Annotated in this window: 17 protein-coding genes and 1 pseudogene; 10 read left to right on the top strand and 8 right to left on the bottom strand. The window is 57.1% G+C overall.

Translation table 11 applies throughout. The features are described from left to right. Positions 1–203: 203 nt before the first annotated feature. The 5 genes from AC2FND_RS11845 to grxD all read left to right on the top strand — a co-directional run bounded on the left by AC2FND_RS11845 (position 204) and on the right by grxD (position 6,037). On the top strand, positions 204–2,450 hold the full coding sequence (locus AC2FND_RS11845; protein ID WP_496769896.1) for a mechanosensitive ion channel domain-containing protein: 2,247 nt from the start codon (positions 204–206) through the stop codon (positions 2,448–2,450). 180 nt (positions 2,451–2,630) lie between these two features. Then, a complete protein-coding gene (gene purL / locus AC2FND_RS11840; RefSeq protein ID WP_496769894.1) occupies positions 2,631–4,790 on the top strand; it encodes a phosphoribosylformylglycinamidine synthase subunit PurL in 2,160 nt (719 codons plus the stop codon). A 135-nt stretch (positions 4,791–4,925) separates the two neighbouring features. Further along, positions 4,926–5,162 (top strand): BolA/IbaG family iron-sulfur metabolism protein, encoded by a 237-nt coding sequence (locus AC2FND_RS11835; protein ID WP_496769892.1) that lies wholly within the window; start codon positions 4,926–4,928, stop codon positions 5,160–5,162. A gap of 235 nt (positions 5,163–5,397) precedes the next feature. Then, positions 5,398–5,688 carry a hypothetical protein gene (locus AC2FND_RS11830; protein ID WP_496769890.1) on the top strand — a complete coding sequence of 97 codons (291 nt, stop codon included), beginning with the start codon at positions 5,398–5,400 and terminating at the stop codon, positions 5,686–5,688. Beyond that, a complete protein-coding gene (gene grxD / locus AC2FND_RS11825) occupies positions 5,675–6,037 on the top strand; it encodes a Grx4 family monothiol glutaredoxin (protein ID WP_209596128.1) in 363 nt (120 codons plus the stop codon). The genes AC2FND_RS11830 and grxD overlap by 14 nt, the downstream gene beginning before the upstream one ends. 6 nt (positions 6,038–6,043) lie before the next feature. Here grxD and AC2FND_RS11820 read toward each other — a convergent pair whose 3' ends face one another. Genes AC2FND_RS11820 through AC2FND_RS11810 form a run of 3 tightly spaced genes read right to left on the bottom strand, consistent with a single transcriptional unit; the run spans position 6,044 to position 7,526 of the window. Continuing rightward, positions 6,044–6,391, bottom strand: coding sequence for an MliC family protein (locus AC2FND_RS11820; RefSeq protein WP_496769888.1), 348 nt, complete (start codon positions 6,389–6,391; stop codon positions 6,044–6,046). Then, the gene (locus AC2FND_RS11815) at positions 6,388–6,783 is read right to left on the bottom strand and encodes a cell division protein ZapA (RefSeq protein WP_480481107.1); all 396 of its coding nucleotides are present in this window, start codon (positions 6,781–6,783) and stop codon (positions 6,388–6,390) included. The genes AC2FND_RS11820 and AC2FND_RS11815 overlap by 4 nt, the downstream gene beginning before the upstream one ends. Further along, complete coding sequence (locus AC2FND_RS11810) at positions 6,783–7,526, bottom strand: coiled-coil domain-containing protein (RefSeq protein ID WP_209504035.1); 744 nt, start codon at positions 7,524–7,526, stop codon at positions 6,783–6,785. Before AC2FND_RS11810 ends, AC2FND_RS11815 begins: the two co-directional genes overlap by 1 nt. 236 nt (positions 7,527–7,762) lie before the next feature. On the opposite strand from AC2FND_RS11810, the gene tkt reads away from it, so the two are divergent. Further along, complete coding sequence (tkt, locus tag AC2FND_RS11805) at positions 7,763–9,787, top strand: transketolase (protein ID WP_496769886.1); 2,025 nt, start codon at positions 7,763–7,765, stop codon at positions 9,785–9,787. 45 nt (positions 9,788–9,832) lie between these two features. On the opposite strand, the gene AC2FND_RS11800 is transcribed toward tkt, so the two are convergent. Then, the gene (locus tag AC2FND_RS11800; protein ID WP_496769884.1) at positions 9,833–10,255 is read right to left on the bottom strand and encodes a hypothetical protein; all 423 of its coding nucleotides are present in this window, start codon (positions 10,253–10,255) and stop codon (positions 9,833–9,835) included. Continuing rightward, positions 10,242–11,201: a DUF808 domain-containing protein gene (locus AC2FND_RS11795; protein WP_496769883.1), complete on the bottom strand. Its 960-nt coding sequence runs from the start codon at positions 11,199–11,201 to the stop codon at positions 10,242–10,244. The genes AC2FND_RS11800 and AC2FND_RS11795 overlap by 14 nt, the downstream gene beginning before the upstream one ends. A 181-nt stretch (positions 11,202–11,382) precedes the next feature. On the opposite strand from AC2FND_RS11795, the gene gap (AC2FND_RS11790) reads away from it, so the two are divergent. Then, the gene (gene gap, locus AC2FND_RS11790) at positions 11,383–12,384 is read left to right on the top strand and encodes a type I glyceraldehyde-3-phosphate dehydrogenase (protein WP_209504039.1); all 1,002 of its coding nucleotides are present in this window, start codon (positions 11,383–11,385) and stop codon (positions 12,382–12,384) included. Positions 12,385–12,681: 297 nt separating this feature from the next. Beyond that, positions 12,682–13,686 carry a type I glyceraldehyde-3-phosphate dehydrogenase gene (gene gap / locus AC2FND_RS11785; RefSeq protein ID WP_496769881.1) on the top strand — a complete coding sequence of 335 codons (1,005 nt, stop codon included), beginning with the start codon at positions 12,682–12,684 and terminating at the stop codon, positions 13,684–13,686. On the opposite strand, the gene coaD is transcribed toward gap (AC2FND_RS11785), so the two are convergent. The 3 genes from coaD to AC2FND_RS11770 all read right to left on the bottom strand — a co-directional run bounded on the left by coaD (position 13,678) and on the right by AC2FND_RS11770 (position 15,634). Next, entirely contained in the window at positions 13,678–14,169 is a 492-nt protein-coding gene (gene coaD / locus AC2FND_RS11780) for a pantetheine-phosphate adenylyltransferase (protein ID WP_480505324.1), read from the bottom strand. The two genes, gap (AC2FND_RS11785) and coaD, sit on opposite strands and share 9 nt — an antisense overlap. A gap of 85 nt (positions 14,170–14,254) precedes the next feature. Beyond that, positions 14,255–14,692 (bottom strand): CBS domain-containing protein, encoded by a 438-nt coding sequence (locus AC2FND_RS11775; protein WP_209504042.1) that lies wholly within the window; start codon positions 14,690–14,692, stop codon positions 14,255–14,257. A 60-nt stretch (positions 14,693–14,752) separates the two neighbouring features. Next, on the bottom strand, positions 14,753–15,634 hold the full coding sequence (locus tag AC2FND_RS11770) for a LysR family transcriptional regulator (RefSeq protein WP_245222481.1): 882 nt from the start codon (positions 15,632–15,634) through the stop codon (positions 14,753–14,755). A gap of 125 nt (positions 15,635–15,759) precedes the next feature. Between AC2FND_RS11770 and AC2FND_RS11765 the strand changes: the two genes are divergently transcribed. Both AC2FND_RS11765 and AC2FND_RS11760 read left to right on the top strand, forming a co-directional pair. Beyond that, positions 15,760–17,259, top strand: coding sequence for a CoA-acylating methylmalonate-semialdehyde dehydrogenase (locus tag AC2FND_RS11765; protein WP_209596112.1), 1,500 nt, complete (start codon positions 15,760–15,762; stop codon positions 17,257–17,259). Between the two features lie 239 nt (positions 17,260–17,498). Further along, positions 17,499–17,665, top strand: a pseudogene (locus AC2FND_RS11760) (L,D-transpeptidase); the annotation flags it as partial.

The raw sequence follows: 17,665 nt of genomic DNA, 5'->3' as shown, positions 1-17,665 counted from the left end.
GACCCCTAAATGAGCACTCGAAGGCGGTGATGCTGAAACGCTCATCATCTTCATACCTCCCTGTTGGACTATGGCCGAGCTTATTGCTCGGCCTTTTTTTTGCTCAAGGCATTGCATCAAGTCAGCGAAAGCTCTGGGAAAAATACACGCATAGGCATATGATCCCAAAAAAACGAAATAATTTCGTGTTCGAGGGAGAATCCATGTTCCACCCATTCCGCCTTATGTTGGCGATTGTCTCTGCTTTATTGTTGGCGGTTCCGCTATATGCGCAGGACACCGGCTCAACTTCTTCAGTGACCATCCCGGACGATTTAACACCCGAACAGGTCGATGGTTTGGTTGCCCGCATGTCAGATGACCAAGTGCGCGCCATTCTGTTAGAGCGCCTTGATGCGGTAGCCGAAAAGCAGGCTGCCGAGAAGGCGAACGTGGAAGACCCGCTGACCGAAATAAGCGAGATATGGGCCGAGATGGTCTCGTCCTGGACACACGTTCTGACCACGCTCCCCAACATTGTGTCGGCACAAGTTACTGCGTTTGGCAACTTCAGCGACACGTTTGGAACGAACGGTGTCTTTAAACTGTTCGGGCTTATTCTTTCTGTATTGATTGCAGGCTTTCTGGCAGAGAAGCTGTTCATTTTCCTGACCCGCCGCTGGCATGAAGCGACCGAAGTTGGGGATGAGGCCGATCTCAAGGGCGCTGTCAGTTACCTGTTCCGCAGGTTCTGTCGCGAAATTGCCGGGCTGATCGTGTTCTATGTTGTCATTCGCGCGATTGGTCGCGGGCTTCTGACACCCGAACAGATCACCTATGCCGGTCCGTTTGTATTCTATCTGATCTGGATTCCGCGCCTGGGGGCTGCGGCCTCACGTTTTGTTCTGGCACCGGAGAAACCAAAATATCGGCTGGTGAGTATTGACGACAATTGGGCAAAGTACCTGCATCGCAATCTGATCGGGCTGTTGATCCTGATCGGGTTCACGCTGTTTGTTGTGCGCTTCAACGCCCTAAATGGCATCACAGGGGACGATACACGCATCGCCTTCTGGCTGAATGCGGCAACCCATGTCTATATCGCCGTCATCGCCTGGACCGCGCGCCAAGGGTTGTCTCAGATGATGCTGGGAACAGACCCGGACCGCACGAAGTTTGATGAAGAAGTCGCGCAATATTATCCCTACTTCGCCATTGGCGTTTCGGTGACAATCTGGCTGCTGGTCGAATTCCTGGTCGCACAACGCGATCCATCGACGCTAAGATTGCTTGCAGGTGGTGCGCATTTCACAACCATGTTCTGGTTGCTGATTGCCCCTGCTCTCGACACTTTGATCCGCGGGCTGGTACGCCATTTGCAGCCGCCGATGTCTGGCGAAGGCCCGCTGGCCGAACGCGCGCATCGCGCGGCCAAGCGCAGCTATATCCGGATTGGGCGGGTTATTGCCGGGCTGATCGTCGTCTTCATGATCGCCCGCGCGTGGCATCTTGACCTGCGCAATGTCGCCTCGGCCGGTGTCAGTGCCGAAGTTGGCGGCGCTGTCATTGAGTTCCTTCTAATCATCGCGGTCGGTTACATCCTAAACGAGGTCGTCTCGCTATGGATCAACCGCAGGCTGGCCAAGGAACAGACCGCAGCCGAGGCAGTCGACGAAGAAGCAAGCGGTGAAGGCGGCGGCACCGGAGGCTCTCGTCTGGCGACGGTCCTGCCGCTGATGCGGATTACGGCCCAGATCACCATCTCGGTCATCTTCGGCCTGCTGGCCTTGGGTGCGCTGGGTATCAACATCACACCGCTTCTGGCCGGTGCCGGTGTTCTGGGTCTGGCCATCGGCTTTGGTGCTCAGAAACTGGTGGCGGATGTCGTCGGTGGTGTTTTCTTCCTGATTGATGATGCCTTCCGCGTCGGCGAATATGTCGATGTGGGCGGAACCACCGGAACGGTCGAAAAAATCTCGATCCGCTCGATGCAACTGCGCCATCACAGGGGGCCTGTGCACACGATCCCCTATGGAGAAATCCAGAAACTGACAAATTACAGCCGTGACTGGGTGATTATGAAGCTGAAATTCACCGTGCCCTTCGATACCGATCCCAACAAGGTCAAGAAAATCTTCAAAAAGATCGGGGCCGAAATGATGGAGGACGAAACCCACAAAGAAGGCTTCCTGCAGCCCTTCAAATCTCAGGGTGTGTTCGACTTTGATGATGTGGGCATGATCATTCGCGGTAAATTTATGGCCAAACCGGGCAAGCAATTCACCCTGCGCAAGGAAATCTTCAACCGGGTCAAAGCAGCCTTCAAGGAAAACGGCATCGACTTTGCCCGCCGTGAGGTGCGCGTTGCGATTCCGGGCCTGGATGAGGTCGAGCATCTGACGCCGGAGCAGAAGGCTGCTGTTGGCGCCGCAGCCGCTGCCGAGGTCAACAAGGACCAGGGATCGGCGTAACCTTCGGGGTTTACGTCTGCGATTTGCAGCAGGACTGCTGTGCGGTTTTTCGGAACCGGCCGTGAAGCCGGTTCCGTTTTTCTTTGAAAGACGCGGCCTGCGCCGTCTTGACCCTTTCCACACGCGCGCGCTTGCCCTACAAGGCGCGCAATCTCGGCCCACTTGGACACAGGACAGAAGATGCAAGAGCCCGCCATCACACCCGATCTGATTGCAGCACATGGGCTCAAGCCCGAGGAATACGATATGATCCTCGAGATCATCGGGCGTGAACCGACCTTTACCGAGCTTGGTATTTTCTCGGCTATGTGGAACGAACATTGTTCCTACAAGTCGTCGAAGAAATGGCTGCGCACTCTTCCGACCTCGGGGCCTCAGGTCATTTGCGGACCGGGCGAGAATGCCGGTGTCGTGGATATCGGCGATGGACAGGCCGTGGTTTTCAAGATGGAAAGTCACAATCACCCGTCTTACATCGAACCCTACCAGGGTGCGGCAACGGGTGTCGGCGGCATCCTTCGGGACGTGTTCACCATGGGTGCGCGCCCGATCGCTTCGATGAACGCGCTGTCCTTCGGAGAACCCGGCCACCACAAAACCCGCCAGCTGGTCAACGGCGTGGTCGAAGGTGTTGGCGGCTATGGCAACTGTTTCGGTGTTCCCTGCGTTGGGGGCGAGGTCCGCTTTCACCCGGCTTACAACGGCAACTGCCTTGTGAACGCCTTCGCCGCCGGTTTGGCCGACAGTGACAAGATTTTCTACTCTGCCGCGTCGGGCGTGGGCATGCCGGTTGTCTATCTTGGCGCCAAGACCGGACGCGACGGTGTTGGCGGCGCAACGATGGCCTCGGCCGAGTTTGACGATACCATCGAGGAAAAACGCCCCACTGTTCAGGTGGGTGATCCCTTCACCGAAAAACGCCTGATGGAAGCGACGCTGGAGCTGATGCAGACCGGTGCCGTGATCTCGATCCAGGACATGGGTGCCGCTGGCCTGACCTGTTCCGCGGTTGAGATGGGCGACAAGGGCGGTCTGGGCGTGCGTCTGGATCTGGAAAACGTCCCCCAGCGCGAAGAGAACATGACAGCCTATGAAATGATGCTGTCCGAATCTCAGGAACGCATGCTGATGGTTCTCAAACCCGAGCTTGAAGCCGAAGCCCGCGCCGTATTCGAGAAATGGGACCTGGACTTTGCCATCGTCGGCGAAACGATTGCCGAGGACCGTTTCCTGATCATGCATAACGGTGAGGTCAAGGCCGATCTCGTCCTGTCCAAACTGTCTTCGACCGCGCCCGAATATGATCGCCCTTGGGTGCCGACGCCCGAAGCCGAGGACCTGGCCGAAGTGCCTCAGATCGACCCGATTGACGGCCTGCGCGCCCTGCTATCGTCGCCCAACTACGCGGGCAAGCAGTGGGTTTATGAGCAGTACGACACGATGGTGATGGCGGATACAAACCGAACACCGGGCCTGGGTGCGGGTATGGTGCGCGTCCACGGCACCGACAAGGTGCTGGCGTTTACCTCTGATGTGACCCCGCGCTACGTCCGCGCCAACCCGGTTGAGGGCGGCAAACAGGCGGTGGCCGAAGCCTACCGCAACCTGACGGCTGTTGGCGCCAAACCGCTGGCCACAACGGACAACCTGAACTTCGGCAACCCGGAAAAGCCCGAAATCATGGGTCAGTTTGTCGGCGCCATTCAGGGCATCGGCGCCGCAGTCGGCGCGCTGGATATGCCGATCGTGTCAGGCAACGTGTCACTGTATAATGAAACCGACGGTCAGGCGATCCTGCCCACCCCCACAATTGGCGCTGTCGGGCTGCTGAACCACAGTGATGAAATCATCGGCAATGAGGTGCGCGAAGGCCACGTGGCTTTGGTGATCGGCGAAACCAAAGGCCATTTGGGTCAGTCCGCCCTTCTGGCCGAGGTCTTCAACCGAGAAGATGGCGACGCGCCACATGTGAATCTGGACGCCGAGAAACGCAATGGTGATTTCATTCGCGCCAATCGAGGTATGATCAAGGCTTGCACAGACCTGAGTGATGGCGGTCTTGCGCTTGCGGCCTTCGAACTGGCCGAGGCCGCCGGGGTTGGCGTTTGTCTCGATGATGCACCGACGGACTTCCTGTTCGGGGAAGATCAGGCACGGTATCTGATCGCGTGCAACTTTGATCAGGCCGAGGCGTTGATGATCGCGGCAGGTCAGGCAGGTGTTCCGCTGGCCTCTGTAGGTCGTTTTACTGGAGATTCCGTCAGGATCGGCGGTTCGGAGGCCTCGCTAGAAGACCTGACGACCGTTTTCCGCAACAGCTTTGCCGACGCCGTCGCCTGATCAGGCTGAATAAATCTCGCTCGAAACCTGCGTTCTGAATAAGCGCAGGTTTCGTCGTTTTGGCATATTCATGTGCCCTTGCGCGCCCGGTTCAGGCGCTCTACATCTTTGGAAAGACCTTCAGGAGTTACCTACATGCCGATGAGCGCCCATCAAATCGAACACCTGCTGCGAGAAGCTTTTCCTGATGCGGATATTCAGGTCGGCGGCAACGACGGTGTTCATATGTCCGCCCTGGTGGTGGACGAGAGCTTTCGCGGCAAAAACCGGGTGCAGCAGCAACGCGCGGTTTATGCCGCGCTGAAAGGCAAGATGGATGGCCCGGATGGTGAACTGCACGCGCTGGCTTTGACGACGAAAGTACCTGAGTGAGTGCAACCGTCTGGATATACGGCATTTGTGGACTGATTGCCTTTGTCGGCAGCGCCTTTATTGTCAGATCGACAATGAAAAATACGCGCTCCGACAAAATTCGGGGCGTGAAACCTGGTCACGGAGACCAATTGATAGACCACGGAACCGTGTTGGGAGGCGGCGGTGGTCATGTAACCGTGTCTCGGGTCACCAGAGACCCACAGGCCTACGCCAAAGCGATGGTTCCCAAAAAATGAGTTCATGGCAGGTTTGGATATCAGCAATCGCAGCTTTGATAGTTGCCGCCGCGCTGATCGAAGCCTATTTGAAGCGGAGCAGAAAACGCAACCTCGCCGACATGCGTCCAGATCCGGGTGAACTCAGCAAAGTGGGCGGCCTTGAGAGATACGGGCTTGATCCGGTGAAAATGGCGCAGGCCGAACACCGGCGGCTTGAAACGGAAGGATGGGCACCCAGCTTGCCCAGTGATGGAACAATCCCCGCAGATGCGGATGAAAAGGAAATACAAAATGACCGACGTTAAGACCCAGATCGACGAAACCGTCAAAGCCAACGATGTGGTGCTGTATATGAAAGGCACCAAGGAAATGCCGCAATGCGGGTTCTCCTCGCGCGTGGCTGGGGTGTTGAACTACATGGGCGTTGAATACACGGATGTGAACGTTCTGGCCGACGAAGAAGTGCGTCAGGGGATCAAGGATTATTCCGATTGGCCGACCGTGCCCCAGCTTTATGTCAAAGGCGAGTTTGTTGGCGGCTGCGATATCATCACCGAGATGACGCTGTCGGGTGAACTGGATGCGTTGTTCGATGAAAACAACGTCGGCTACAACAAGGAAGCAGCCGACAAAATCCGCGAAGCGAACGCGTAATCCAGCCTAACGGCTGGAACAACCCCGGTAGATCTCCTGCTCAACGGCGGCGCCTGCCGCCAAATAGCTTACGGACGCGTCCCACCCTTTCGAACGCAGGATGTAGGTTCCACCATCACCAATGGATTCGTAGCGGATACCAGACCCGCTTTCGACCTGGCGCATCACAACCAGAGAATTGTCCACCAAGGTTGCCGCTGCACCCGTACTGTCCGGCGCGTTGAAATAGGTGACAGGCAGCGGTATTCCGTTCTCGCAGGTGAAGGTGACAGACAGAATATCGATCTCAGCCAATGCTGTTGTCGCGGGCGCAATCAGCGCCACCGCACAGATGAATTTGCTCAGGACCTTCATCGTGCCTTTTTCTCCTCAACTACTGCGGCCAGCGCTTCGGCCCGTGCGGCCAGTTCGGCCAGCGTATCCGTAACGGATGGTGGAACCACGGCCACTTCGATGCGCTCAGGTTCGGGCGCCGGGGCGCTTCGCAGCGCCTGAAGCTCGGCTTCGGCTGCGGCCAGTTTCCCTTCGAGCGATTTGACCTTGTCCTCTGTGGCCGCAGTCTTGTCGGCCAGCATCAAGCCGGCCATCAGCAACATGCGGGATTCCGGCATACGACCGATCTGATCGGACAGCACCTGCGCCTCGTCGTCCAACACTTTGGCGGCAGCGTGCAGAAAGGGCTCTTCCCCGTCCCGGCAGGATACGTCAAAACCGCGCCCGCCGATATGAATGGTCACTTCGGGCATTACTCTACCTCACCTTCAACAAGTTTCGCCTGCGACAGCAGAGGTTCCAACCTTGCAAGAACGGCCTGCGCTTCGGCGGCGTCTGACGCCTGCGCTGCACGCGTTGCTTCCAGTTCCGCGACGGTGGCCCGGTTCAGCAGTTCGGCATCTGCGACACCTTCGGCAGCGGCGGCGCGCAACTCGTCTATCGCAGTGCGCAATTGCTCGTTTGCCTTGCGCATCCGTTGCAGATCGTCGTCCAGCCGCGACATTGCAGCGCCGTGACTGGTCCGTTCAGCGCGCAGCATCTCAAGCTCGGCGCTCAGGTCGTCGACGCGGACAGTGTCTGACAGTTCTTCCTTTAGACGGCTGTTTTCCGCCTTCAGCGCCTCCAGCTCGGTGCTGTTGTCCAATGCGGCCTTGGCTTCGGCCAATTCAGCGCGCGCGGCTTCGACCGATGCGATTTTCGCACGGGCTTCTTCCAACTCGGATCGCAGGGCGTCCACTTCGGCTGTATCGGTAGACGCAGTACGCAACTCCTCAAGATCGGCACGCAACCCGTCCACTTCCTGTTCGTGCTGCTCCTTCAGGGATTTCAGCCTTTCCTGAAGCTGCGCGTTCGCAACTCTTTCATCTTCAAGTGCCGCCTTGACACCCTCATCCGGCTGGGCGTCTGCGGTCGCGCCGCCCAATGCGTCGACGCCCGCTCCGATACGGTCCATCGCCGCAATTATGCGGTGCTGTAATTCCTCAAGTTGGCTCATGCCCCTGTCACCTCTTTATCAAGGTTCATTCTGTCGCGAAGTGATCCGAATCAAAATCGAATCCCGCCTGCCGCCAGTCTAACGGAATGCGACAGAAAATACCCACTGTTTGCTTTCAACCACTTGGGCCGCGCACTTCAAGCAATCCAAGCGGATAAACCCCGGTTCTGCTTGCACTTTGAGTGCTGAGTGGTATTGAGCCCGCAATCTGCTTTTTATCCAAAGGAACAACGCCCGTGGACCTGACTGCGCTGCGCAAAGCCAACCCCGAACACTGGGACAAAGCTGCGGCCATCCGCACATTGACCCTTGATGCCGTCGCCGCTGCAAACTCCGGACATTCCGGTATGCCCATGGGCATGGCGGATGTCGCGACCGTCCTGTTCGAAAAGCACCTGAAGTTTGACGCCTCGGCCCCGAACTGGCCGGATCGCGATCGCTTCATCCTGTCCGCAGGCCATGGTTCGATGCTGGTTTATTCGTTGCTGTACCTGACAGGATATGCAGATGTGACGCTGGAGGAGATCAAGAATTTCCGCCAGCTGGGCGCAAAAACCGCAGGCCACCCCGAAAACTTTCTGGTCGCTGGTGTTGAGACCACGACCGGACCGCTGGGTCAGGGTATTTCGAACGCCGTGGGCTTTGCGATGGCCGAAGAAATACAGCGCGCGCATTATGGCAAGAAGGTTGTTGACCACTATACCTATGTCATCGCGGGCGACGGTTGCCTTATGGAAGGCGTAAGCCAGGAGGCAATCACGCTGGCCGGTCGTCACGAGCTGAGCAAGCTGATCGTTTTCTGGGACAACAACAATATCACCATCGACGGCACCGTCGATATCGCTGACCGCACCGATCAGGTTCGTCGCTTTGCGGCCTCGGGCTGGCATGTGATCGAAATCGATGGTCATGACCCCAAGGCCATCGACGCGGCCATCGTTCAGGCGAAGAAGTCGAACAAGCCGACCATGATTGCGTGTAAAACCCACATTGCTTTGGGCCACGCGGCGCAGGACACGTCAAAGGGGCACGGCGCGCTGACCGATGCGGATCAGCTGAAGGACGCCAAAAAGGCCTATGGCTGGGCGCATGATGCGTTTGACGTGCCTGCCAATGTCAAATCCGCATGGGAAGCCATCGGATCGCGTGGCGCTGCCGAGCGTGCGGAATGGGAAGCGCGTTTTGCACAACTGTCCGAGCGCAAGCAGGCTGAGTTCACTCGCGCCTATGCGTTCGAGGCCCCCAAACGTCTGGCTGGCGCCATTCGTGCCTTCAAAAAACAGATGTCCGAAGATCAGCCAAAACTGGCCACCCGTTCGTCGTCGGAGAAGGTCCTGAACGTTGTGAACCCGATCATGACCGAAACCGTTGGTGGTTCGGCGGACCTGACCGGATCGAACAACACCAAATCGGCCGATATGGGTGTATTCCTTCCGGATAACCGCAAGGGTCGCTACATCCATTACGGTATCCGTGAGCACGGCATGGCGGCCGCGATGAACGGCATGGCGCTGCATGGTGGTATCCGCCCCTATGGCGGTACGTTCATGGCCTTCACAGATTATGCCCGCCCGTCCATGCGTCTGGCCGCGCTGATGAAGATCCCCAGTGTCTTTGTGATGACCCATGACTCGATCGGTCTGGGTGAAGACGGCCCGACCCATCAGCCTGTCGAACATCTGGCGATCTCGCGTGCAACCCCCAACACTTTTGTGTTCCGCCCCGCTGACACCATTGAAACCGCCGAGGCATGGGAACTGGCGCTGACCTTCAAGGACAGCCCGTCGGTCCTTTCGCTGACCCGTCAGGGTGTTCCAACGGTACGTACCGAGCACAAGACCAAGAACCTGACCGCGCAGGGTGCTTACGTTCTGGCCGAAGCAGAAGGTAAGCGTCAGGCGATCCTGATTGCCACAGGTTCCGAAGTGTCGCTGGCCATGGAAGCCAAAGCGATGCTCGAAGCCGAAGGCATCGGCACCCGCGTCGTCTCGATGCCCTGCATGGAGCTGTTCGCCCAACAGGACGAAGCCTACCGCAAGCGCGTCCTTCCGGCAGGTCCGGTCCGCGTTGGCATCGAGGCTGCGGTTCGTGCTGGTGGTTGGGATCGTTGGTTGCTGGGTGAACGTGGCCGCGAAGCCAAAGCCGGGTTCATCGGCATGTCCAGCTTTGGTGCCTCGGCCCCTGCCGGTGAGCTGTACAAGCATTTCGGCATCACCGTCGAAGCAACCGTGGCCAAGGTCAAGGAACTGTTGGGGCTGTAAATCAGTTTCATCTGATCGAGCAAAGGGCGGCCTTGGCCGCCCTTTTCATTTGGGTTCAGCCTTTACCCGAAGCGCAAGTTCTTCATAGGCTTTCAGAGCGTAATCCAATCGCAACTCATACCGTCCTTGCACCACCACTTTCTCAGGTACTTGCAGGCCGAGGCAAGACAACGCCTGGCGAAGATGTGTTCCAGACAGCGGAACATAAGTAGCCGATTGACCCACTAAAGCGTTGAAAAAGCGTCCCCCGAACCAACGGCTACGCTTCTGCGCCCTGAAAGCGGTATCAACACGAAAATGCAAGAAACTGTACAGCTCGGATTCATCGAATGGGACTTCGTCGGCAGCAACACTCAAAGCAGAAATAATTGAGGATCTGCCGTTTAATCCGCGCGTGTCCACTTTTCGAATAAGCGGGCCATCGATGGTCGTGCCCAGACGGTAACAGGTCAATTCAGTGTTTCGCATTCTTACTTAACAGTGGTGCTATGATCCGGGTTGCAACAGGGATCAAAACCAATCCCCAAGCCAAACCAAATACGCCATCCATCGTGGCCTTGGATACCCACTCAACCGCACCAACCCATTGATCAGACACAGAATGCCCAATTGCATAGGCCCAATCATGGATATGATGGCCCAACCATCCAAAGCCCAACACCTCCATCCCGTGGATCACAATTGACCCGCCGACCCAAAGCATCGCCCCAGTTCCGACAATGGACAATGTTTTCATCACCCCGGGCATTGCCTTGACCAACCCTCGGCCCAGACCGCGACCGATAGGTGTCGGCGCGTTCTGCGCCAGATAAAGCCCAGCATCATCCATCTTCACGATCAGAGCCACCGACCCATAGACGGCCACCGTCACGCCGATCCCTACAACGGCCAGCGTCGCGGCCTGCATCCAAAGGTTCGGGGCTTCAATCGCCGCCAATGCAATGGTCATAATCTCGGCAGACAGAATAAAATCGGTCTTGATCGCGCCCTTGACCTTCTGCTCTTCCAGATGGCCAGGGTCCCGGTTTTTCATATCCTCTTCAATGACATGGCTACCATGAGGAAACAGGACGTGAAAAATCTTCTCGGCGCCTTCAAAACACAAATATGATCCACCCAGCATCAACAGTGGGGTAATCAGCCACGGGGCGAAATTGGCCAGCAACAAGGCCACCGGCAACAGGAGTATGATTTTGTTGAAAACCGAACCGCGCGCGATACGCCAGATGATCGGCAATTCGCGCGCCGGGGCAAAGCCCTGAACGTATTTCGGTGTCACTGCGGCGTCGTCGATGATCACTCCCGCAGTCTTGGCCCCAGCCTTGCCCGCCGCAGCCACGACATCATCCACCGATGTCGCCGCAACCTTGGCGATCCCGGCCACATCGTCCAACAAGGCCAAAAGACCACTCATTGCGTTTCCTTTCCCTTTCGCTGCCGCATCTGGACCCTACCTGATCCAACGGCTAGCGCAAGCGTTAGCGCAACCGTCGCAGGTTTGCGCTAACACCTTAAAAATATGCCGTTTTTGCCCTTTTGAGATTCCCATTTCGCCGCTATATGGCCCTCAACGCAAGCGCATCAGGAGACGTCACATGACCATCAAGGTCGGTATCAATGGTTTTGGCCGTATTGGCCGCTGCACCCTGTCGCACATCGCCGCGTCGGGGCGTAACGACATCGAAGTGATCAAAGTCAACGCAACCGGCCCATTGGAAACCTCTGCACATCTGCTGAAATATGACAGCGTTCACGGGCGGTTCCCGCGCGAAGTTTCGATCGAAGGCAACACAATGGATCTGGGCCGTGGCCCGATGCAGATGTTTTCGACCTACGATATGAATGAACTGGACTGGGAAGGCTGTGACGTCGTTCTGGAGTGCACCGGTAAATTCAATGACGGCACCAAGGCCAAAACACATCTGGATCGCGGTGCCGGCAAGGTGCTGCTGTCTGCCCCCGGCAAGAACGTGAACAAAACCATCGTTTTTGGTGTGAACCACAACACCCTGACCGCGAACGACAACATGGTGTCGAACGGCTCTTGCACCACCAACTGCCTAGCCCCGCTGGCCAAGGTGCTGGACGAAGGTGTCGGCATTGAACACGGTATCATGACCACCATTCACGCCTATACCGGAGACCAGCCCACGCTGGACCGTCGTCACAGTGACCTCTATCGCGCCCGCGCTGCCGCGATGTCGATGATCCCGACCTCAACCGGTGCTGCCAAAGCTTTGGGTGAAGTTCTGCCAAACCTGAAAGGCCGTTTGGACGGGTCCGCCATCCGGGTCCCTACCCCGAACGTTTCTGCGGTTGACCTAACCTTCCGCGCGTCGCGTGACACTTCGGTGGCCGAGATCAACGCAATCGTCGAAGAAGCAGCCAAAGGGCCGATGCAGCGCGTTTTGGGATATGAGCCCGCACCGCTGGTATCAACCGATTTCAACCACACCGAAGAAAGCTCGATCTTCGCACCCGATCAGACCCGCGTTGTCGATGATCGCATGGTGCGCGTGCTGGCCTGGTATGACAACGAGTGGGGTTTCTCGGTTCGCATGGCAGACGTAGCCGTCGCCATGGGTCGCCTTAACTGACCCTTCGGACTTCGCTTGTACCTTGATGCCCGCTCAGGTTATCTGGGCGGGCATTTTCGTTCGGAACCGTCATGAACAATCAAATTGCTATCTGGCTTGGCGTCCTACTGATTGGGGGCATGATGCTGGACGTAGCCTTGTATGGAACCGAGCACATGTTGTTCCTCGGTAAGAAGCTTTACGACTTTCTGGACTGGCTCGCTTTTTGGCGATGAGAGAGGTTTTTCTTGACATTTCGCTTGATCTGTAATTGTTAGCGCTAACTCATGTGGCTGAGATATTTGTACGGAGCGAACCATGACCCTGAAACTAGCGATCAACGGATTTGGACGGATCGGGCGCGGGGTTCTGCGCGCGGTGATGGAAAGCGGGCGTACAGACGTTGAGATCGTTGCGATCAACGACTTGGGCAAGCCCGACATGAACGCGCATCTGTTCGAATTTGACAGTGTTCATGGCCGTTATCCCAACCCTGTCACGCTTACAGACGCCGGTCTGGATGTGGGGCGCGGCCCGATCCGCCTGAGCAGTGAGCGTAATCCCGAAGACCTGCCCTGGTCTGACATCGACGTTGTTCTGGAATGCACCGGTGTTTTCCGCACGCGCGAAGCGGCTGAACGTCACTTCAAAAACGGTTCACGGAAAGTCCTGATCTCAGCCCCTGCACGAGGTGACGGTGGCGTGAAAACCATCGTCTTTGGCGTCAACGACAGCGAGTTGACGCCCGAAGATCTGATCGTTTCGAACGCATCCTGCACCACGAATTGCCTTTCTCCGGTTGCCGCAGCTCTGGACGCAGGTCTTGGCATCAAACATGGCAACATGACCACCGTTCACGCCTATACCGCCAGCCAGCCTGTGCATGACACGGTTGGAAAAGACCCCTACCTGTCGCGCGCCGCAGCCCTGTCGATGATCCCTACCACAACCGGTGCAGCCGCCGCTGTGGGGCTGGTACTGCCGCAACTCAGGGGCAAATTGACGGGTCAGGCCATCCGGGTACCAACCCCGAATGTTTCAGTCGTTGATCTGGTTGCCGAGGTTTCGCGCCCAACGACCGAAGATGAGGTCAATCAACTGTTCATTGATGCCGCAGCAAAGATCCCCGGTGTTCTGGCGGCGGAAAGCCGTCCTCTGGTCTCGGTCGATTTCAACCACGACTCGCACAGCTCGACGGTGTCACTGGCAGAAACCAAAGTCACCGACGGTACGCTGGTTCGCGTGCTGGCCTGGTATGACAACGAATGGGGCTTTTCGAACCGGATGCTGGATACGGCCGCCGCGATGGGCGCCCTAGCCTAACCGCTCACGCAGTGCGGCATTGACACGGGGCGTGACAAACTTTGACACGTCCCCGTTCAAACGGGCTATTTCTTTCACCAGTTTTGAAGCAATCGCCTGATGGCGTGCCTCGGCCATCAAAAAGACAGTCTCGATCGAGTCGTCCAGTGCGCGGTTCATACCAACCATCTGGAACTCATACTCAAAATCCGCGACAGCGCGCAAACCGCGCACGATGATCTGTGCACCGACATCCCTTGCGCAATCGATCAGTAGATTTTCGAAGGGATGAGCGATGATTTCTGTGCCGGTTTGTTCGGTCAGTTCGACACATTCGGCCTCGATCATCGCGACGCGCTCTTCCAGCGAGAACAACGGGCCTTTGTCCCGGTTGATGGCGACGCCAATGACCAGTTTATCCACCAATGCAGCCGCCCGGCGAATGATATCGATGTGCCCTATGGTGATAGGGTCAAAGGTTCCCGGATACAAACCAACCCGCATCACGCCCTCCTGCGCAACAAAATTTCTGCGCAAGCAAACACAACTTTGCTGCAGGTGCAAGTGATTGCTTTGACACCCCTTGCTGTTAGTGCCCCATTATCATGCCTTCCAAGGCGTCTTTTTCCATCGCCAGTTCGGCCAGCTGGGCCTTTACCACGTCACCAAGTGTGACGATGCCAATCAGTTTACCGTCTTCGACAACCGGCATATGGCGAAAGCGCCCTTCTGTCATGCGGGCCATGATATCCTGAACAGAGGCCTGACGCGTCGTCGTGATCAGGTCCTGCGTCATGTAAGATTTTACAGGCTGGTCGAGACAGCCACTACCGCTGGCGGCAAGCTCGCGGACGATGTCGCGTTCAGACAGAATTCCAATTGCGGTTTTTCCGCCATCGTCAGAAACAACAACCGTCCCGATCCGCTTTTCCGCAAGAATCTTCGAGGCTTCTGAAACTGTCGCCGTTGGCGCCACCGTTACAACGCCGTCTGTCGCTTTGGACGTCAGGATAGCCTGTACCAACATGAAGAACTCCTCCGGAATAATAACACTTATTCCAAAGCGTTGCGCGATTGTGGCGACCTGTCAAGCACCGGCATCTGCTTCCAATCGAAGCACTTCCTCGCGAATGCCGCGTGTCAGGGCATCGGCAAAGCGGTTCAACCGTTCGTTGCGCTGATCTCCTTCATGCCGGACCAGATAGAAACTGCGCGTCAGACTCACTTGATCCGTCAGGATTTTCCGAAGCCCCGGATGGAACGGCAACGTAAAGTCATGCGCCACGCAAACGCCAGTTCCCAAACTGACCTGCCGCAATTGCACCGAGACCGAGTTCGATGCAAGCGCGACACGGTCAACCCCAATATCGTTCAGGTAATCCAGTTCCCGGTCAAAGATCATGTCGGGAATGTAACCGATCAATCGGTGCCCCTTGAGGTCAGCGACCGAGTGGATTGGATCGTGACGTTTCAGATATTCATCGGTCGCGACCATGTGCAGTTTGTAATCACTGACTTTCTTGACCAAAAGCTGCCCTGCGGTTGGCGCGCTGACAGTCACGGCCATATCGGCCTCGCGACGGGACAGGTTGATCACCCTCGGCAGAGCCAGAATCTGAATATCCAGTTCCGGGTTTGAATCACTGATCCTGGCGCAGACCTGGGGCAACAGGTAATTTGCGCTGCCATCTGGCGCGCCGATCCGGATTTGCCCGCTGAGTGATTTCGTGGATCCGGCCACGGCTCCGGCCGCTGCGCGCATCGCCTCTTCTGCATGCAACCCATGCTCCAACAGGCGCTGCCCTGCCGGTGTCAGGACATATCCCTGCTGCGACTTTGTGAACAACGCAGAATCCAGCGTCGTTTCCAATCGCGCAACACGTCGCCCCACGGTGGCGGGATCGATTTTCAGGATACGACCAGCGGAGGAAAGACTTTCCTCTCGCGCCACAGCCAGAAAGATCCGCATATCGTCCCAGTTTGGAGTCACACCGTTTCCTTTTGCATTTTTGCAAAACTCTTTTGAGACATTGCCTCTGTTCGCGGGATTTCTGCAAGCCTATTGTGCGCACAAATCTATCGGAGGAGTTATTGATGCAAGATCTGACCCATTTCCTGAACGGCGAAATGGTCGCCGGGACATCCGGTCGTTTCGACAACGTCTACAACCCGGCAACGGGCGAGGTTCAATACAAGTGCCCGATGGCAAGTGCTGCGGAAACCACGGCGGCCATTGAGGCCGCAGCCGCTGCCCAGCCGGAATGGGGCGCAACCAACCCTCAGAAACGTGCACGTGTCATGATGGCAATGGTCGGCCTGATGAACCGCGACATGGACAAACTGGCCGAGGCACTAAGCCGCGAGCACGGCAAGACCATTCCCGACGCCAAGGGCGACTTGCAGCGTGGTCTGGAGGTGATCGAATACTGCATCGGTGCACCGCAAATGCTGAAGGGTGAGTTCACCGACAGCGCAGGCCCCGGCATCGACATGTATTCCATGCGCCAGCCGCTGGGCGTCGTGGGTTCGATCATGCCCTTCAACTTCCCTGCGATGATGCCCCTGTGGCATGTCGGTCCTGCACTGGCCTGCGGAAACGCCGTTGTTCTGAAACCGTCCGAGCGTGACCCCTCGGTTCCGCTGATGCTGGCTGAGCTGTTCGTCGAAGCCGGTCTGCCCAAGGGTGTGTTCCAGGTCGTGAACGGCGACAAGGAAGCGGTAGACACCATTCTCGACAGCGAGATCATTCAGGGCGTCAGCTTTGTGGGGTCTACCCCGATCGCTCAGTATATCTACAGCCGTGCCACCGCAAACGGCAAACGCGCCCAGTGTTTTGGTGGTGCCAAGAACCACATGATCGTCATGCCCGACGCAGACCTGGATCAGGCTGCCGACGCGCTGGTCGGTGCCGGATTCGGTGCAGCTGGCGAACGCTGCATGGCAATCTCTGTTGCGGTTCCGGTTGGTGAAGAAACCGCGGACAAGCTGATCGAAAAGCTGATCCCGCGCGTCGAAAAGCTGAAAGTGGGCCCCTACACCGCTGGTGACGATGTCGACATGGGCCCCGTTGTAACAGCGGCCGCGAAAGAGCGTATCCTTGGTCTGATCAATTCGGGTGTCGAGCAAGGCGCAAAGCTGGTCGTCGATAACCGTGATTTCAGCCTGCAAGGTTATGAGGACGGTTTCTTTGTCGGCCCGCACCTGTTTGACCACGTCACTCCGGACATGGACATCTATAAACAGGAGATCTTTGGCCCGGTTCTGTCGACTGTCCGTGCAGGTTCCTACGAAGAGGCGATCGGCCTGGCGATGGACCACGAATACGGAAACGGAACAGCGATCTTTACCCGCGACGGTGACACAGCGCGCGACTTTGCCAGCCGGATCAATATCGGCATGGTGGGCATCAACGTTCCGATCCCCGTTCCGCTGGCCTACCACACCTTTGGAGGTTGGAAAAAATCCATGTTTGGTGATCTGAACCAGCATGGCCCGGACAGCTTCAAGTTCTACACCCGCACCAAAACAGTGACCGCACGTTGGCCGTCGGGCATCAAGGAAGGTGGCGAGTTCAACTTCAAAGCCATGGACTGATTTCAGCCTGCACGACTATGGAACCCGGCCCCATTCAGGGCCGGGTTTTCGCATCTTTCCGCCGACCAACATTCAAATTCACCACGCTCACAAGAAATTCAGGTGCGTCTCTCTGGAAAATTGCGACCAATGGAAATATCTTGCCGCCAAATACACAGCGAGCAGTGAACTTACCGGAGGCACCCTTGGCCCAATCCCAAATAACCCGTCGTTCCGCCCTGCTGGGCGCTGCATCCCTGATGGCAACCCCTGCCCTTGTTCGGGCACAAAGCACGGACGCGTTTCCGGAAACAGAAGACGCGATCAGCACACAGCTTCCGGTCCGACGCAATGTGTCGTCCTTCTCGCAGCAAAACTGGCAGGACCATTTTGATGAGCTGGGCGTAGGTTGCCTGTTGGCCGACAT

This window comes from Ruegeria sp. BHSB056 (assembly GCF_059613305.1).
Note: the sequence above shows the minus strand (reverse complement) of the source record. Positions and strands in the feature narration are given on the sequence as shown.

Coding starts and splice junctions, on each gene's coding strand:
- AC2FND_RS11810 (WP_209504035.1), bottom strand. CDS start 7,526: ATGAGCCAACTTGAGGAATTACAGCACCGCATAATTGCGGCGATGGAC.
- AC2FND_RS11770 (WP_245222481.1), bottom strand. CDS start 15,634: ATGCGGATCTTTCTGGCTGTGGCGCGAGAGGAAAGTCTTTCCTCCGCT.
- AC2FND_RS11835 (WP_496769892.1), top strand. CDS start 4,926: ATGCCGATGAGCGCCCATCAAATCGAACACCTGCTGCGAGAAGCTTTT.
- AC2FND_RS11765 (WP_209596112.1), top strand. CDS start 15,760: ATGCAAGATCTGACCCATTTCCTGAACGGCGAAATGGTCGCCGGGACA.
- purL (WP_496769894.1), top strand. CDS start 2,631: ATGCAAGAGCCCGCCATCACACCCGATCTGATTGCAGCACATGGGCTC.
- AC2FND_RS11815 (WP_480481107.1), bottom strand. CDS start 6,783: ATGCCCGAAGTGACCATTCATATCGGCGGGCGCGGTTTTGACGTATCC.
- gap (WP_209504039.1), top strand. CDS start 11,383: ATGACCATCAAGGTCGGTATCAATGGTTTTGGCCGTATTGGCCGCTGC.
- coaD (WP_480505324.1), bottom strand. CDS start 14,169: ATGCGGGTTGGTTTGTATCCGGGAACCTTTGACCCTATCACCATAGGG.
- grxD (WP_209596128.1), top strand. CDS start 5,675: ATGACCGACGTTAAGACCCAGATCGACGAAACCGTCAAAGCCAACGAT.
- AC2FND_RS11795 (WP_496769883.1), bottom strand. CDS start 11,201: ATGAGTGGTCTTTTGGCCTTGTTGGACGATGTGGCCGGGATCGCCAAG.
- AC2FND_RS11830 (WP_496769890.1), top strand. CDS start 5,398: ATGAGTTCATGGCAGGTTTGGATATCAGCAATCGCAGCTTTGATAGTT.
- AC2FND_RS11800 (WP_496769884.1), bottom strand. CDS start 10,255: ATGCGAAACACTGAATTGACCTGTTACCGTCTGGGCACGACCATCGAT.
- AC2FND_RS11845 (WP_496769896.1), top strand. CDS start 204: ATGTTCCACCCATTCCGCCTTATGTTGGCGATTGTCTCTGCTTTATTG.
- AC2FND_RS11820 (WP_496769888.1), bottom strand. CDS start 6,391: ATGAAGGTCCTGAGCAAATTCATCTGTGCGGTGGCGCTGATTGCGCCC.
- gap (WP_496769881.1), top strand. CDS start 12,682: ATGACCCTGAAACTAGCGATCAACGGATTTGGACGGATCGGGCGCGGG.
- AC2FND_RS11775 (WP_209504042.1), bottom strand. CDS start 14,692: ATGTTGGTACAGGCTATCCTGACGTCCAAAGCGACAGACGGCGTTGTA.